Genomic DNA, 13,744 nt, shown 5'->3' on the forward strand with positions numbered 1-13,744 from the left:
CGAGAGCGTTCGTAACACTTCAGAAAATCAGCGCAAGATGCTGAAATCCGATGATAATTATTCCAATTCCAATCTGCCGTTCAGCCAAGCGCGGCGAGGGCGGCGGCGATCACGCGGTCCTGCGTCGGCTCGTCGAGATAGGCGTGCATCGGCAGGCTGACGACCTCGGCGCAAAGCTGGTCGGTGACCGGCAGGCCGTTGCCCCCGACCGGCCAGTGCTTGTAGGCGGTCTGACGGTGGAGGGGTTTTCCGTAATAGATCACCGTGGGTACGCCGGCTTCCTTCATGGAGGACATGAAGGCGTCGCGACGCCCGCCGGGCACGCGGATCGTGTACTGCGCCCAGGTGGATACGACGTCATCGGCGATGGTCTGCGGGGCGACGTGGCCGGAAAGCGCTGTCGTGTAGCGGGCGGCGATGCGCATGCGTGCCTCGATCTCTTCCGGGAAGAGCGCCAGCTTCTCGACCAGGACGGCCGCCTGGAACGTGTCGAGCCGGCCGGTGAGGCCGAGGCGCACGTTGTCGTACTTGTCGCTGCCGCCGCCATGGACGCGGATCGAGCGCAGGACGTCGGCGAGGGCTGCGTCGTCGGTCTGGATCGCGCCGCCGTCGCCGTAGCAGCCGAGGGGCTTGGCCGGATAGAAGCTCGTCGCCACCACGTCGGCCCAGGCGCCGGCCATGCGACCGTCCAGCGTCGAGCCGTAGCCCTGCGCGGCGTCCGACATCAGGCGCAGGTCGAACGCGTCGGCCACGCCACGGATGGCGGGATAATCGGCGATCTGGCCGAAAAGATCGACCGCGATGATCGCACGAGGCTTCAGGTCGCCCTTGGCGACGGTCTCCTCGACCGTGCGGCGCAGGTGCTCGGGGTCCATGTTGAACGTGCCGGGCAGGACGTCCACGAAGACAGGCGAGGCGCCGACGAGGCCGACGACTTCGGCCGTTGCCGCGAAGGTGAAGCTCGGCACGAACACGGCGTCGCCCGGCCCGATGCCCCAGGCCATCAGCGGCATCAGCAGCGCGTCGGTGCCCGAGGCGCAGGAGATCGTATGCGCCAGGCCGCTGAAGGCGGAAAGCTGCGTTTCGAGCTCCGCGACGTCCGGCCCCATGATGAAGGAGCCCTGGTCCATGATGCGCGAGAAGCGGGCTTCGACGCGTGTGCGGATGCGATCGCGCTGGGTGGCGAGGTCGATGAAGGGAATGGTCTGGCTCATGGAGCGTCCTCGGCTTCGCGCCCTCGTGCGGCGGGCCGCGCGGCCCGTCCGGCCGGTCGCGGTCGGAAAATTCGGTGAGCGGCAGGGCTACCGGTTCGCGCCGGCAAATCAAGCGCCTTGCCGATTTGCCGCATCACGTTTGGCGTTCGAAGCGGGCGGCGCGTGATCGGACAGGGCTTTCGTCAGCGCAGGAGAGAGCGGTAGACGTCCTCGATCCGTGCCATCACGTCGGCTTCCGTGAACCCGTCGCGTACGCGCGCCGCCGCCGCCGCGCCCATGCGTTCGGCGAGCGACCGGTCGGCGGCGAGGCGGCCGATCGCATCGGCCAGCGCCGCCGCGTCGTCCACCGGCACGACGAAGCCGTCCACGCCGTCGCGCACGAAGCTGCGGCAGCCCGGCACGTCGGTGGTGAGCGACGGACGACCGCAGGCCGCCGATTCCAAAAGCGTGCGCGGCAGGCCCTCGCCGCCGCGCGAGGGCAGGCAGGCGGCATGATGCTCGCGCCAGACCTTGGCGACCGAGCGCGTCGGGCCGTGCCAGGCGATACCCGAGCGGCTCGACCAGTCTCGGAGGGTTTCCAGTGGGATGGCCTTGGGGTTGGACGGATCGGGCGCGCCAAAGAGGGAGAGCGTCGCATCCACCCCGCGCGCCCGGGCGGCGGTGACGGCCTCGACGGCGGTGTCGATGCCCTTGGACCAGAGCATGCGGGCGACGAGCGCAATCCGCAGCGTTTCGCCGGGCGGCAGGGGCGATGCGGGATACGCGGCGGGATCGATCCCGGCGCCGCCGAGGATCGTCACGTCCCGCGCCGCCGGGTCGAGGCCGAGGAGCTTCGGGTCGTCCTCGTTCTCGAAGACGAAATGCGTGCGGCGCGAGGACAGGGGGCCACGGATGAGGCGGCGGAGCGCCCAGCGCGCGGCGCGGCCCGTCCGGTCCGCCTTGGCGCCGAGAAACCCCATGCCGGTGAGGGCGAAGACACGGGCCGAGAGGCCCGCCAGCGCGCAGGCCGCGCCGCCGACGAGGATGGATTTGAGCGAGATGCAGTGGACGATGTCCGGCCGCTCGGCCCGCAGGATGGCGGCGAGCCTGGCCACGGTCGCGCCGGCCGCCAGCGGGTTGAGGCTTCGCCGCTCGGCTTCCAGCGGGCGCACCCGCGCGCCCGTCGCCTCGATCGCCGCCGCATGGTCACGCACCCGCGCGATCACCACGACCTCCAGCCCCATCCCGACGGCGGCGCGGGCCATGGGCAGGAAGTGAGAGGCGAAGAACCAGTCCTCGGTGACGACGAAGGCGAGCTTGGGCAACGGGCTGCGGGTCCCTGCGGGCGATGGCCAGGGGTTAGCGGGCGGAGCGGCGAATGGAAAGGGCGGGCGTGGAGCCCTATCCTTCGGGCGAGCGAACGGGACATTTCGGATGACGCTGAACGACGGTCTAATTCTCCTGGGGTTCGTGGCCCTGTCGGGTCTCGTCGCCACGAGCGGCATCCTGTTCAAGCCGGGGCCGTGGTATGCGGGCCTCCGGAAGCCGGGGTGGACGCCGCCCAATCGCGCCTTCCCCATCGTCTGGTCGATCCTTTACCTTCTGATCGCAATCTCCGGCTGGCTCGTGTGGCGGGCGGCGGGTTGGGTCGCCGGGCCGTTCGCGCTGTTCGGCGTCCAGATGCTCCTGAACTTCCTCTGGTCCTGGCTGTTCTTCGGCCTGCGCAAGCCGCTCTGGGCGCTGGTCGATATCGGGCTTCTGGCGCTGGCCGTCGCGGCGACGGCGCTGGCCTTCGCGCCCTTTAGCGCGACGGCGGCGTGGCTTCTCGTGCCGTATCTCGCCTGGGTCTGCGTCGCGTTCGGTCTCAACCTCTCGGTCTGGCGGCTGAACCGCGACCGCGGCGTGTTCGCATGAACGCAGATTTGTCTGCGTTATCTGCGATCCCAGCTTGACCGGTCCGGGGCCGGCGGCGCAAAGCCGCGAGCGAAACGGGGCGATCTGCCCGCCGGGAGACAGTTCATGAGCTTTGCCATCTATCCGAGCCTCAAGGGTCGCACGGCCTTCGTCACGGGCGGCGCGTCGGGTATCGGCGCCGACGTGGTGCGGGCCTTCGCCGAGCAGGGCACGCGCGTCGGTTTCGTCGACATCGACGCCGGGCGCGGCGAGGCGCTGGCGGCGGAATTCGGCCCGGAGGTCGCCTTCGAGGCCTGCGACCTGCGCGACATCGACGCCTTGAAGGGCGCCTTCGAGCGGCTGAAGGGGCGGGTCGGCGCGGCCAACATCCTCGTCAACAACGCCGCGCGCGACGACCGGCACGGCTGGGAGACGGTGACGCCCGAGTACTACGACGAGCGGATCGCGGCGAACCTTCGCCACATGTTCTTCGCCACCCAGGCCGTCGCGCCGGACATGATCGCCGCCAAGGGCGGCTCGATCGTCAATTTCGGCTCCAATTCCTGGATGCAGGCGAGCGGCGGGATGCCGGTCTACACGACGTCCAAGTCGGCCGTTCACGGCATGACGCGCTCCTTCGCGCGCGATCTCGGCCCCCACGGCATCCGCGTCAACACGGTGGTGCCGGGCTGGGTGATGACGGAGCGCCAGAAGGAGCTCTGGGTGACGGAGGAGAGCCTCAACGCGCAGCTCGAACGCCAGTGCCTGCCTGTGCCGGTGGAGCCGGTCTACCTCGCGCGGATGGTGCTTTTCCTGGCTTCCGACGATTCGGCGATGTGTACGGCCAACAACTTCATGGTGGAGGGCGGCGCGCTCTGAGCGCGTCCGCCAGACGCTTCTCCACCATTGCGCGCGGCCGCCCTAACGGGCGGCCGTTTGCGTTCGGGCCGGACGCAAGGCTCGCGCGGGCTGCAAGAGTTAACCCTCGGTTAAGCCTGACGCGCTTAGATCGGCTGGCAACGAAACGTTAATGAAGATGACCGAAGCCTTACCCACACGCAAAGCGGTCCGCCTTCGCGGACGGTCCTTCCTGGCCCTGGTCCTCTCGCCCGAGCTTCCCTTCGGCGAATGGCTGACCCAGTTGGACGACCTCGCGCGCCGCTCGACCGGCTTCTTCCTCGGGCGGCCGATCGTGCTGGACGTGGCGGGCCTGCCGATCACGCGCGAACAGCTCGCCGACCTTCTGGCCGAGCTCACCAAGCGCAACGTGCGGGTGATGGGCATCGAGGGCGCGCTGCCCTCCATCCTGGCGCCGGGCATGCCGCCCGAGATGAAGGGCGGCCGCAACGCCGCCGACATCGAGGTGCCGGAGACGCCGGAAGGCGGAGCCCCGGCGGCTTCGCAGGCCAAGACGACGACGGACGCGCCCAAGACGCCCGATCCCGTCCGGGCGACGCATGTGGCGACGACGCCTTCGCTCCTGATCGAGGAGCCGGTTCGTTCCGGCCAGTCGATCATCTTCCCGGAAGGCGACGTGACCGTTCTCGGCTCCGTCTCCTCCGGCGCCGAAGTCATCGCCGGCGGCTCCATCCACGTCTACGGCGCGTTGCGCGGCCGGGCGCTGGCGGGCTCGGCCGGCAACGCCAACGCCCGCATCTTCTGCCGCAAGCTGGAGGCGGAGCTCATCGCCATCGACGGTCTCTACAAGACCGCCGAGGACATCGACCCCAAGATGCGCGGCCAGGCGGTTCACGTCTGGCTCGACGATACCGTTTTGAGGACGGTCGCCCTCGCAAACTGATCGCCATGAGGGCGACGGCGGGACGATCGGGAAACCCAAGGAAGAGGACAGGCCCCCATGGCTGAAGTGATGGTGGTGACATCGGGCAAGGGAGGCGTCGGAAAGACGACCTCGACAGCCGCGCTCGGCGCCGCGCTGGCACAGAACGGCCAGAAGGTGGTGGTCGTCGATTTCGACGTCGGCCTGCGCAACCTCGATCTCGTGATGGGCGCCGAGCGCCGCGTGGTCTACGACCTCATCAACGTGGTCCAGGGCGACGCAAACCTCAACCAGGCGCTGATCCGCGACAAGCGCGTCGATACGCTCTGCCTGCTGCCCGCGTCGCAGACCCGCGACAAGGACAACCTGACCCAGGACGGCGTCGACCGCGTCATGGACCAGCTCCGGTCGATGTTCGACTGGGTGATCTGTGACAGCCCGGCCGGCATCGAGCGCGGCGCGACGCTCGCCATGCGCCATGCCAACGTGGCGGTGGTGGTGACCAACCCGGAAGTCTCGTCGGTGCGCGATTCCGATCGCATCATCGGCCTTCTCGATTCCAAGACGCTGCGCGCCGAAAGCGGCGGGCGCATCGACAAGCACCTGCTGCTGACGCGCTACGACACGGCCCGCGCCGAGCGCGGCGACATGCTGAAGGTGGACGACGTCCTTGAGATCCTCTCGATCCCGCTCCTCGGCATCGTGCCGGAAAGCCCGGAAGTGCTCCGCGCCTCGAACCTCGGCACCCCGGTCACCCTGTCGGACGCCGCGAGCGCGCCGGCCCGCGCCTACATGGACGCCGCCAAGCGCCTCATGGGCCAGACCGTCCCGATGAACGTTCCCTCCGACAAGAAGGGCCTCTTCGGGAAGTTCTTCGGCCGGAGGGCCGCATGAGCCTGTTCGGTTTCTTCCAGCGGCGCTCCACCACGACGGCTCCGGCCGCGCGTGAACGCCTGCAGGTCCTTCTCGCGCACGAGCGCGCCGAGATCGGCCAGAACGACCTCGTCGCCGTGCTGCGCGAGGAGATCCTCGCGGTGATCGCCAAGCACATGCCGGTGAACCGCGACAAGGTGAAGGTGAAGATGGACCGGGGCGAGCAGATCTCGACCCTCGAGGTCGATATAGAGCTGCCGCAGCTCGCCACCGCCACCGCCCACTGATCGGCCCGGCGGCACCCCGCCGCCGGACCGCATACGCCATCGCGAAAAGGAGATAGCGATGAACCGAGCCGAACTCCTCGTCCGCCTCCAGCGAGTGCAGCAACTGCCGCAGATGCAGGGGCGCAACATCCGCTCCATCGCGGCCGTGCTCTCGACCGAGGCGCTCCTGAAGCATGTCGAGGTCTGCGAGGCGCAAGCCGAAAAGGCCGCGACCCGGCAGTAGGGAAAAAGAAGAGGCCCGGCAGCGATGCCGGGCCTTTTCGCATGTCGGCGCAATAGCCTGTGGGGTCTACTTCAACAGGTTCTTCGAGCGCAGGTAGTCCTCGGCCACCGCCTTGGCGGGCTCGCCGCCGACCTGCACGCGGCCGTTCAGCTCCTGGAGCGTGACGAGGTCGAGGCCCTCGAAGACGGGCTTCAGGAGGTCGGCGATCTGCGGATTGGCCTGGAGCACCGCCTCGCGCACGATGGGCGCCGGCTGGTAGACCGGCTGGACGTTCTTGTCGTCCTCCAGCACCACGAGGCCGGACGGGGCGATTCCGCCGTCGGTGCCGTAGACCATGGCGACGTTGACGCCGTTGGTGCCCTGGGCGGCCGCCGCGATCGTCGCCGCCGTATCGCCGCCCGAGAGCGTCAGGAGCTGGTCGGGCTTCAGCTGGAAGCCGTAAGTCGTCTGGAACGAGGGCAGCGCCGAGGCGGAATTCACGAACTCCGCGGAGGCCGCGAGCTTGGCCGCGCCGCCGCCCGACACCCATTTGCCGAAGTCCGACAGGGTGACGAGCTTGTTCTCGTCCGCCACGTCCTTGCGCGCCGCCATGCCCCAGGTGTTGTTGGCGGGCGAGGGCGTCAGCCAGACGATCTTGTTGGCGTCGTAGTCGAGCGTCTTGGCCTCCTCGTAGGCCTTGGCCGCGTCCTTCCAGAGCGCGTCGTCCGCCTTGTTGAAGAAGAAGGCCGCGTTGCCGGTGTATTCCGGATAGATGTCGATCTCGCCGGCGGTGATCGCCTGGCGTACCACGGGCGTGCCGCCGAGCTGGATGCGGTCGGTGGTCTCGATCCCTGCATTCTGCAGGACGAGCAGGATCATGTTGCCGAGGACGCCGCCCTCCGTGTCGATCTTGGACGACACGACGACGGGCGCGGCGAGCGCTCCGTGCGAGGCGAAAGCCGCCAGAGCGGCGGCGAGCGCGAAAGATTTGAGACGCATGATTCCGACAACCCCCTTGCGCCTTGCGCCGTGAGCGGCTGCGCGCGTGTCGGATTCTGTCGCCTTGAGGGGCGTTCTCAAGGGGCGAGGCGCCGGGAAGTTCCAGGTTCGATAGCCGGTGCGCCGCTTTGCCGCCCTAAAATCTTAACAAAGTCGGAACCGAACCCTGATCCGCGGATTCCGCGAACTGGACGAAGGAAGGGTGGGACAATGAGCACGACCGATATCATCGAGGCCTACGAGGCCGGTCTGATCACGCGCGGCGAGGCCGTCGAGCAGGGGCTCGTCGACACGATCGACGCGCTTTACGAGAAGTCGGCGCGCGCGCCGGAGTGGGCTCGGCGCGGGCGCTTCGCAAGCGAGCGCCGCTACGCCGGCCGCTGAAGGCCCGCCTGTCCAAGCACCGCATCAGCCTCTAAGAAGCTCTCGCGAAACCGAACGATTCGGAGAGTTTCATGAGCATTCGTCGTATCGAGCCCGGCCGCCGCATGAGCGCGGCCGTGGTCCATGGCAACACGGTCTATCTCGCCGGTCAGGTCGGGAACCCCGGCGAGGACGTCTCGGCGCAGACCAAGACCGTTCTGGCGGAGATCGACCGCCTGCTGGCCGAGGCCGGTTCGGACAAGTCGAAGATCCTGTCGGCGACCATCTGGCTTGCCGACATGAAGGACTTCGCCGCGATGAACGCGGTGTGGGACGCCTGGGTCGACCCGGCGAACCCGCCCGCGCGCGCGACCGGCGAGTCGGCCCTCGCGGCCCCGGAATACCGCGTCGAGATCATCGTCGTCGCGGCGATCTGACGACAGGGCGGCGGGGTCCGAAGGGGCTCCGCCGCCGCTTGCCGACCCGTCAGACGATCAGCCCGTACTGGCGGGCCTTGTTGCGCAGGAATGGCAGGCCCTCGCCGAGCACGATCTCGCGCGCAGGTGCAACCGGCCGCCAGACGGACAGAGCGGACGCCAGAAGCGGCGGCACCGTGATGAAGCTTTCCATCGCCATGCCGCCCTTGAAACCGATGGCGGCGAGGGTCGCGAAGACTTCGTCCCATGCCACGGTGTCGGCGCCCGGCGTGCCTCGGTCGCTGGCCGAAAGGTGGATGTATTTGAGGTGCTCGCGCGCGGTGAGGATGCCGTTGGCGATGCCGCGCTCCTCGATGTTCATGTGATAGGTGTCGAGGTGGACGAAGAGGTTGGGCGCGCCAACGCGCTCGACCATGTCCACCGCCTGGCGCGCGGTGTTGAGGATGTGGTTCTCGTAGCGGTTCACCGCCTCGAGTCCGTAGAGCATGCCGAGGTCGTTGGCGTAGTTGGCGGCCTTCTCCACGATCCGCGCCGTCGCGTCGATCTCTGCTTGCGTCGGCGGGAAGCCGGTGCGCTGGCCGATGCCGCCGTAGACGACGCCGCTCAGAGCCTTGGCCCCGATCGCCTTGGACTTGTCGAGCGCGATCTTGAGGTATTCCCAGGCGCCCTCGGGGTTGTCGGTGGGCAGGCGGTCCAGCGGCATGCCGAGCGAGCACACGCAGTCCACCTCGTGCCGCTCCAAGAGCGCGCGCGTGTGCTCGGCGTCGATGGCGCGCGGGTCGGGGATGGTGATCTCCAGGAAGTCGATGCCGTACTGCACCGCTTCCGGAATGGCGAATTCCGCCGCCGCGTGGTCCCATTCCATGGACCACATCGCCGTATGCACCCCGAATCCCTGCACGCTCATGATCGCTCCTCCTCGCGAGTCCGCCAGCTATGGCACGGACCCGCGCGGCGGTGAACGGCGTATCGCCGTCAGTAGGCGCCCTCCTTGCGGAACAGGCTGAAGGGCGTCGCGAAGAGGATGTAGAGATCGAAGAGCAGCGACCAGTTCTCGATGTAGTAGAGGTCGTGCTCGAAGCGCTTCTGCAACTTGACGTCGTCGTCGATCTCGCCGCGCCAGCCGCGCAGCTGAGCATAGCCGGTGATGCCCGGCTTCACCTTGTGGCGCCCGAAATAGCCGTCCACGATCTCGGTGAAGGTGACATGCGCGCTGGAGCGGGCGTGCACGGCGTGGGGGCGCGGGCCGACCAGCGACAGGTTGCCGATCAGGACGTTGAAGAGCTGCGGCAGCTCGTCGATGGAGGAGCGGCGGATGAAGCGGCCGACGCGGGTCACGCGCGGGTCGCCCTTGGTGACCAGCTTGCGCGCGGTCGGGTCGGCCATGTCATGGCGCAGCGAGCGGAACTTCCAGACGAGGATTTCCTCGTTGTTGAAGCCGTGGCGCTTCTGACGGAAGAAGACGGGGCCGGGCGTGTCGAGCTTGATGGCGGCGGCGGTCAGAAGCATCAGCGGCGAGAAGGCGACCAGCGCCGCGATGCCGAACAGGAGGTCGAAGCCGCGCTTGGCCACCTTGTTCCAGTCCGCGATGGGGCGATCCATGACGTCCAGCATCGGCACGTCGCCCATGTAGGAATAGGAGCGCGAGCGGAAGCGCAGGTTCTGCGACAGCGCCGAGATGCGGATGTCGAGCGGCAGCACCCAGAGTTCCTTCAGGATCTGCAGAATGCGCGCCTCGGCCGACAGCGGCAGGGTGACCACCAGCATGTCGATCTTGGCGATGCGGGCGAACTCGGTCAGTTCCGCGATCGTGCCGAGCTTCGGATAGCCGGCGACGATCGGCGGCGAGCGGTCGTCCTCACGGTCGTCGAAGATGCCGCAGATGCGGATGTCGCTGTCGGGAAAGGTCTCGAGCTGGCGGATGAAGCGCTCGGCCGCGCCGCCGCCGCCGACCAGCACCACGCGCCGCTCCAGCCGCCCCGTGCGGCTCCAGACGCGGATGCGGCCGGCCAGCACGCGGCGACCGATGGTCAGGGTGGCGAGAGAGGCAGCGGTTTGCGACGCCACCGCCGTCATCAGCGCCGCGTCGAGGTCGCCCGCCCACATGGTGATTCCGAGACTGACAAGCGCGCCCGAGCCGAGCGAGATGACGAGGCGGAGCGCCTGCCGGCGCTGCGAACGAAGCTGAGACGGTTCGTAGCCGTGGAGGAAGGCGAGCGCGGCCGTGGCCGCCAGGGCGAAGGGCAGGGCCAGAAGAGGCGTCGCGGCGGGAGCGAGAAGCGTCAGGGCCGCAAGGCCGAGCCCGAGGAGCAGGACGAACTCTCCCAGGCCGAACAGGCCGGAAAGAAGGCGCGGCGACAGGACGTTCTTGTTGAACTGCTCCGCGATGCGCCGGGCATGTGCGTTGAGCACGCTCGGTTCGGCGGGACGAAAGGAGCGCTCGTGCTGGAAGGTGCGGATCGCCTCCCGCGCGAAAAGCGCCTGCTCGCTCTGATTCACAGACATGCCGAGTTTCCCGTGCTTGGGCCGGCGCATGGCGCGCCGCAGCGGGACCCTCTCACGGATAGGCTAATGAACACTCACGATGTCGGCTGTCATTCGAAGGATTGCCGACAAATGTGACGCAGCGTCAGAACAGGCGTTCCCGGATCGTGATCGTGTCGCCCGGCAGAACCGGATCCGACAGGAGCACTCGGCCGGTGATGACCTTGCCGTTGACCTGACGCGTGATGTCCACGGTGCGCTTCTCGGCCCGGGCCGAGAAGCCGCCCGCGATGGCGACGGCGTTCTGCACGGTCATGCCGGGGACGTAGGAATACTGGCCGCCGGTCGTCACTTCGCCCATGACGAAGAAGGGGCGGTACTGCTCCACCTGCACCGACACGTCGGGATCGCGCAGGAAACCGTTGCGCAGGGCCGCGGTGACGGCCGCGCGCACCTCGTCGGGCGTCTTGCCGCGTGCGGGCACCGAGCCGATCAGCGGAAGCGAAAGGTAGCCCGCCTTGTCCACGGCATAGATGCTGGTGAGGCTTTCCTGCTCGAACACCGTGATGCGCAACCGATCGCCGGCGTCGAGGCGGTAGTCCTGATTGAGCGCGGCGTGGAAGGCGGGGGGAGGCGGCGCCGACGTCACGCAACCGGCCAGCAGGCATGCCGTGAGCGCCACTGAGGCTGCGCGTGCGACTCGCATGATGGTCTCCAGAAGCGGGTCAGGGTGGGCTCGGGTCGTCTCAACCGCCTACTAGAGCTAGCTTCCTCATGGTTAATTAACCGTAAAACCGGTGTCGTATTGCGGCCAAATCCTTCACTCTTATCTTGCGATGCGGGGACGCTCGCTGCGAAGGGAGTCGAGTCGCATTGCGTGGAGAGCGGCATGGTGCAGGTGGAGGCGTCGATCGATCGGGGAGCGGGCGCGCTGGACATCTTTCGCTCCAATAGCGGCCGGATCCTCGGGTCCACCGTCGCCCTGGGCCTCGCGGCTTATCTGGCGGGATCGCTCGTGCCGCCGATGCATCGCGTTTCGCTGCGGCTGACGGGCGAGCCGACCCTGGCGGCGCGCTGGACCGACGAGGCGGTGCGCGATGCGGCGGCCCGAACCTCTGCCGATGCGCCGCAGGATGCGCCCAGCGGCGTCCTCGCCGTCTGGGACGAGCTGATCGAGACGGTCGCGCCGTCGCGTCCCGACCTGGGTTCCGAGCGCGCCCCGGACGGCTCGCTCGTGATCTGGGCCGAAGCGCAGGACGCCGACGCCGCGCGGCGGCGTGTGGAGGCCGTCGCGGCGATCGTCATCGGCGAAACCGAACGCACCGTGACGCCTGCCCCCATCGTGCCGCCCGCGACCGAACCGCCGGCCGCAACCGTTTCGCCCGCGGCGCCGGACGCCACGATCGAGGCTCTGAAGGCGAGCATCGCCGAAGCCAGGGTTTCCCTCGCCGCTGCGGAGGATAGGCTGGCCAAGGCTCCTGTTCCCGATGCCGACCCCTCGGACAGCCGGTCGTCCCTTGCCGAAGACCGGCGCGACGCCGCCGCCGCCAAGCAGGAACTCGCGCGGGTCGAGCGCTTCGCGCGCAACCTGCGCAACGTCGCGCCCGCGCAGGCACCGGCCTCGGTCCAGGCCACCGAGGAATGGGCCGCCTGGCGCGATGCGCGCGCCCGGCGCGATCAGATCGCCCGCCAGGCGGCGGATCTGTCTCGCACGCTTCTCGACGGGCATCCGCGCATGGCCACCGTCCGCCTTCGACTGTCCGAACTCGAGCAGGACCTCGTGGAGGCGCGTCAGCGCTTGAGCACCGCGCTTCAGCGTCGCGTGACCGCGCTGCGCCGCCAGGCGGACCGTCTGGACCGGCAGGTCGCCGATGCGATGGTGGCCGAGGGTGCAAGCAACGCGGCCGCCCAGGCGGCGGCCAAGGCGTCCTCGGAAGTGGAAGCGGCGCGTGGGACGCTGGCCGCGCTGGAGGAAGCGTTGGCGCAGGCCGAGCGCGCGGTCGCGGAGATGCCGGCGACCGCTCCTCCCGCGCCTGCTGCCGAACCGGTCGCGCCGCCCGTGCCTGCGCCCGCGCCACTGGCCGTGGTGACCGAGATTTCGACCACCCAGCATCGGCCGACCATCTGGCCGATCGTGGCGGGTGCCGCGCTTTTCGGATTCCTCGGCTCCTCCATCGTGACCCTTGCGGGCGTCGTGAGGCGGCGCGAGCCGCGCGAGCCGGCAGCCGCTGCGGCTCCCCGGCGCGTCTTCGCCCGAGCACCGGCGCCGGCTGGGCCGGCCGCCGCGCGGCCGGAGGAGACCTCGCGCTTCTCGATCACCGCGCCGGACGAACTGATCGGCGGCATCCTTGCCAGCGACGTGACCCGGCTGGTCGTGGTCGCACTCGGTCCCGACGATCGCCCGGCTGCGGTCGAGATCGTCCGCCGCCTCGCGCTTCGCGGCCGGCAGGGCGCGCTCGTGGACCTCAGCGGCGGGCAGCTCGCGGCCCGAGCCATGGGGGTTGCGCCCGACTCGCTCGGCGTGTCCGACATGATCGCGGGCGAGGCCACCTTCGCCGAAATCGCCCGTTCCGATTTCGCGACGCGCGCCGAAGCCTTCGGGGCGGGGCGCGCGACGGTCGAGGAGGCGGCGTTCCTCGCCATGGAGCGGCGCAACGTGCTCGAGTTCATCGAGCGCAACTACGAGGTGCTGATCGTCGTCTGCGGCGACATGGAGCCGGAAACCGTCAAGGCTCTGCTGACGCCCGATGCCGCACTGGTCCTGACCGTCGATGGGGCGGACGACGCGCGCGTCGGCGCCGGGGTCGAGCGCCTGCGTGCGGCCGGCCTTGCCGACATGATCCTCGTGGACGGCCGGCAGCTCGCGTCTTAGGCCTTCGGCTCGCGCTGCATCCAACTGATCACGAACATGGCGGGCACGATCCAGAACAGGCCGGTGACCAGGAAGTAGAGAAGCTGCACCCAGCCGGCCGCGTCGCCGAGATAGAGCGAGGCGAAGGCAGTGGCGAAGACGGCGTAGACGACGACCAGCGCGAGCAGGATCACGACGCCGATGAGCTTCTTGATACGAACGGGCATGCGCTTCTCGCTAATGTGGCGCCGGCTTCCTCGCAAGTTCCGTCCCGCCGGGCAAGGCGGTAGGACAATATGAACCTTGCCATTCCCGCCGCTTCGTAACACATCAGCCGCACGATGCCCGGCGGTGCCGGCCCGGACGGGCCGCGCGCCGGGCG

General features: G+C 68.9%; 16 protein-coding genes. 9 read left to right on the plus strand and 7 right to left on the minus strand.

Annotation, left to right across the window (positions count from 1 at the left end; genetic code table 11):
• Positions 1-80: 80 nt before the first annotated feature.
• Together O5O54_RS01500 and O5O54_RS01505 are read right to left on the minus strand one after the other, a co-directional pair.
• On the minus strand, positions 81-1,214 hold the full coding sequence (locus O5O54_RS01500) for a DegT/DnrJ/EryC1/StrS aminotransferase family protein (RefSeq protein ID WP_279477969.1): 1,134 nt from the start codon (positions 1,212-1,214) through the stop codon (positions 81-83).
• 182 nt (positions 1,215-1,396) lie between these two features.
• The gene (locus tag O5O54_RS01505) at positions 1,397-2,518 is read right to left on the minus strand and encodes a glycosyltransferase family 4 protein (protein ID WP_279477970.1); all 1,122 of its coding nucleotides are present in this window, start codon (positions 2,516-2,518) and stop codon (positions 1,397-1,399) included.
• A 109-nt stretch (positions 2,519-2,627) separates the two neighbouring features.
• Here O5O54_RS01505 and O5O54_RS01510 point away from each other — a divergent pair, with 109 nt between their 5' ends.
• The 6 genes from O5O54_RS01510 (at position 2,628) to O5O54_RS01535 (ending at position 6,249) form a co-directional block, all read left to right on the plus strand.
• Positions 2,628-3,107, plus strand: coding sequence for a tryptophan-rich sensory protein (locus O5O54_RS01510; RefSeq protein ID WP_279477971.1), 480 nt, complete (start codon positions 2,628-2,630; stop codon positions 3,105-3,107).
• Between the two features lie 105 nt (positions 3,108-3,212).
• Positions 3,213-3,965 (plus strand): SDR family NAD(P)-dependent oxidoreductase, encoded by a 753-nt coding sequence (locus tag O5O54_RS01515; RefSeq protein WP_279477972.1) that lies wholly within the window; start codon positions 3,213-3,215, stop codon positions 3,963-3,965.
• Between the two features lie 157 nt (positions 3,966-4,122).
• Positions 4,123-4,887 carry a septum site-determining protein MinC gene (minC, locus tag O5O54_RS01520; RefSeq protein ID WP_279478706.1) on the plus strand — a complete coding sequence of 255 codons (765 nt, stop codon included), beginning with the start codon at positions 4,123-4,125 and terminating at the stop codon, positions 4,885-4,887.
• A gap of 57 nt (positions 4,888-4,944) precedes the next feature.
• A complete protein-coding gene (gene minD, locus O5O54_RS01525) occupies positions 4,945-5,760 on the plus strand; it encodes a septum site-determining protein MinD (RefSeq protein ID WP_279477973.1) in 816 nt (271 codons plus the stop codon).
• A complete protein-coding gene (gene minE, locus O5O54_RS01530; protein ID WP_119539632.1) occupies positions 5,757-6,026 on the plus strand; it encodes a cell division topological specificity factor MinE in 270 nt (89 codons plus the stop codon). Before minD ends, minE begins: the two co-directional genes overlap by 4 nt.
• Positions 6,027-6,084: 58 nt before the next feature.
• Positions 6,085-6,249 carry a hypothetical protein gene (locus O5O54_RS01535; protein ID WP_279477975.1) on the plus strand — a complete coding sequence of 55 codons (165 nt, stop codon included), beginning with the start codon at positions 6,085-6,087 and terminating at the stop codon, positions 6,247-6,249.
• A gap of 66 nt (positions 6,250-6,315) precedes the next feature.
• Here O5O54_RS01535 and O5O54_RS01540 read toward each other — a convergent pair whose 3' ends face one another.
• On the minus strand, positions 6,316-7,227 hold the full coding sequence (locus O5O54_RS01540) for an ABC transporter substrate-binding protein (RefSeq protein ID WP_279477976.1): 912 nt from the start codon (positions 7,225-7,227) through the stop codon (positions 6,316-6,318).
• A gap of 210 nt (positions 7,228-7,437) precedes the next feature.
• Between O5O54_RS01540 and O5O54_RS01545 the strand changes: the two genes are divergently transcribed.
• Both O5O54_RS01545 and O5O54_RS01550 read left to right on the plus strand, forming a co-directional pair.
• The gene (locus O5O54_RS01545) at positions 7,438-7,611 is read left to right on the plus strand and encodes a hypothetical protein (protein ID WP_279477977.1); all 174 of its coding nucleotides are present in this window, start codon (positions 7,438-7,440) and stop codon (positions 7,609-7,611) included.
• Between the two features lie 71 nt (positions 7,612-7,682).
• Positions 7,683-8,027: a RidA family protein gene (locus O5O54_RS01550; RefSeq protein ID WP_279477978.1), complete on the plus strand. Its 345-nt coding sequence runs from the start codon at positions 7,683-7,685 to the stop codon at positions 8,025-8,027.
• 49 nt (positions 8,028-8,076) lie between these two features.
• Here O5O54_RS01550 and O5O54_RS01555 read toward each other — a convergent pair whose 3' ends face one another.
• From O5O54_RS01555 to O5O54_RS01565, 3 genes are all read right to left on the minus strand, one after another.
• A complete protein-coding gene (locus O5O54_RS01555) occupies positions 8,077-8,934 on the minus strand; it encodes a sugar phosphate isomerase/epimerase family protein (RefSeq protein WP_407061637.1) in 858 nt (285 codons plus the stop codon).
• A gap of 68 nt (positions 8,935-9,002) precedes the next feature.
• On the minus strand, positions 9,003-10,532 hold the full coding sequence (locus O5O54_RS01560) for an undecaprenyl-phosphate glucose phosphotransferase (protein WP_407061638.1): 1,530 nt from the start codon (positions 10,530-10,532) through the stop codon (positions 9,003-9,005).
• 124 nt (positions 10,533-10,656) lie between these two features.
• Positions 10,657-11,217: a polysaccharide export protein gene (locus tag O5O54_RS01565; protein ID WP_279477980.1), complete on the minus strand. Its 561-nt coding sequence runs from the start codon at positions 11,215-11,217 to the stop codon at positions 10,657-10,659.
• Between the two features lie 183 nt (positions 11,218-11,400).
• Here O5O54_RS01565 and O5O54_RS01570 point away from each other — a divergent pair, with 183 nt between their 5' ends.
• Positions 11,401-13,383, plus strand: coding sequence for a hypothetical protein (locus tag O5O54_RS01570; protein ID WP_279477981.1), 1,983 nt, complete (start codon positions 11,401-11,403; stop codon positions 13,381-13,383).
• Here O5O54_RS01570 and O5O54_RS01575 read toward each other — a convergent pair.
• Positions 13,380-13,589 (minus strand): DUF2842 domain-containing protein, encoded by a 210-nt coding sequence (locus tag O5O54_RS01575; RefSeq protein WP_279477982.1) that lies wholly within the window; start codon positions 13,587-13,589, stop codon positions 13,380-13,382. The genes O5O54_RS01570 and O5O54_RS01575 overlap by 4 nt on opposite strands.
• Between the last annotated feature and the right edge of the window lie 155 nt (positions 13,590-13,744).

This window comes from Aureimonas sp. SK2 (genome assembly GCF_029813115.1).
In the GTDB taxonomy this organism is placed as follows: domain Bacteria; phylum Pseudomonadota; class Alphaproteobacteria; order Rhizobiales; family Rhizobiaceae; genus Aureimonas.

What these genes read in the sequence shown, in the direction of transcription:
- O5O54_RS01500 (WP_279477969.1), bottom strand. Translation starts at nt 1,214, where the DNA reads ATGAGCCAGACCATTCCCTTCATCGACCTCGCCACCCAGCGCGATCGC.
- O5O54_RS01510 (WP_279477971.1), top strand. Translation starts at nt 2,628, where the DNA reads ATGACGCTGAACGACGGTCTAATTCTCCTGGGGTTCGTGGCCCTGTCG.
- O5O54_RS01515 (WP_279477972.1), top strand. Translation starts at nt 3,213, where the DNA reads ATGAGCTTTGCCATCTATCCGAGCCTCAAGGGTCGCACGGCCTTCGTC.
- minC (WP_279478706.1), top strand. Translation starts at nt 4,123, where the DNA reads ATGACCGAAGCCTTACCCACACGCAAAGCGGTCCGCCTTCGCGGACGG.
- minD (WP_279477973.1), top strand. Translation starts at nt 4,945, where the DNA reads ATGGCTGAAGTGATGGTGGTGACATCGGGCAAGGGAGGCGTCGGAAAG.
- minE (WP_119539632.1), top strand. Translation starts at nt 5,757, where the DNA reads ATGAGCCTGTTCGGTTTCTTCCAGCGGCGCTCCACCACGACGGCTCCG.
- O5O54_RS01535 (WP_279477975.1), top strand. Translation starts at nt 6,085, where the DNA reads ATGAACCGAGCCGAACTCCTCGTCCGCCTCCAGCGAGTGCAGCAACTG.
- O5O54_RS01540 (WP_279477976.1), bottom strand. Translation starts at nt 7,227, where the DNA reads ATGCGTCTCAAATCTTTCGCGCTCGCCGCCGCTCTGGCGGCTTTCGCC.
- O5O54_RS01545 (WP_279477977.1), top strand. Translation starts at nt 7,438, where the DNA reads ATGAGCACGACCGATATCATCGAGGCCTACGAGGCCGGTCTGATCACG.
- O5O54_RS01550 (WP_279477978.1), top strand. Translation starts at nt 7,683, where the DNA reads ATGAGCATTCGTCGTATCGAGCCCGGCCGCCGCATGAGCGCGGCCGTG.
- O5O54_RS01555 (WP_407061637.1), bottom strand. Translation starts at nt 8,934, where the DNA reads ATGAGCGTGCAGGGATTCGGGGTGCATACGGCGATGTGGTCCATGGAA.
- O5O54_RS01560 (WP_407061638.1), bottom strand. Translation starts at nt 10,532, where the DNA reads ATGTCTGTGAATCAGAGCGAGCAGGCGCTTTTCGCGCGGGAGGCGATC.
- O5O54_RS01565 (WP_279477980.1), bottom strand. Translation starts at nt 11,217, where the DNA reads ATGCGAGTCGCACGCGCAGCCTCAGTGGCGCTCACGGCATGCCTGCTG.
- O5O54_RS01570 (WP_279477981.1), top strand. Translation starts at nt 11,401, where the DNA reads ATGGTGCAGGTGGAGGCGTCGATCGATCGGGGAGCGGGCGCGCTGGAC.
- O5O54_RS01575 (WP_279477982.1), bottom strand. Translation starts at nt 13,589, where the DNA reads ATGCCCGTTCGTATCAAGAAGCTCATCGGCGTCGTGATCCTGCTCGCG.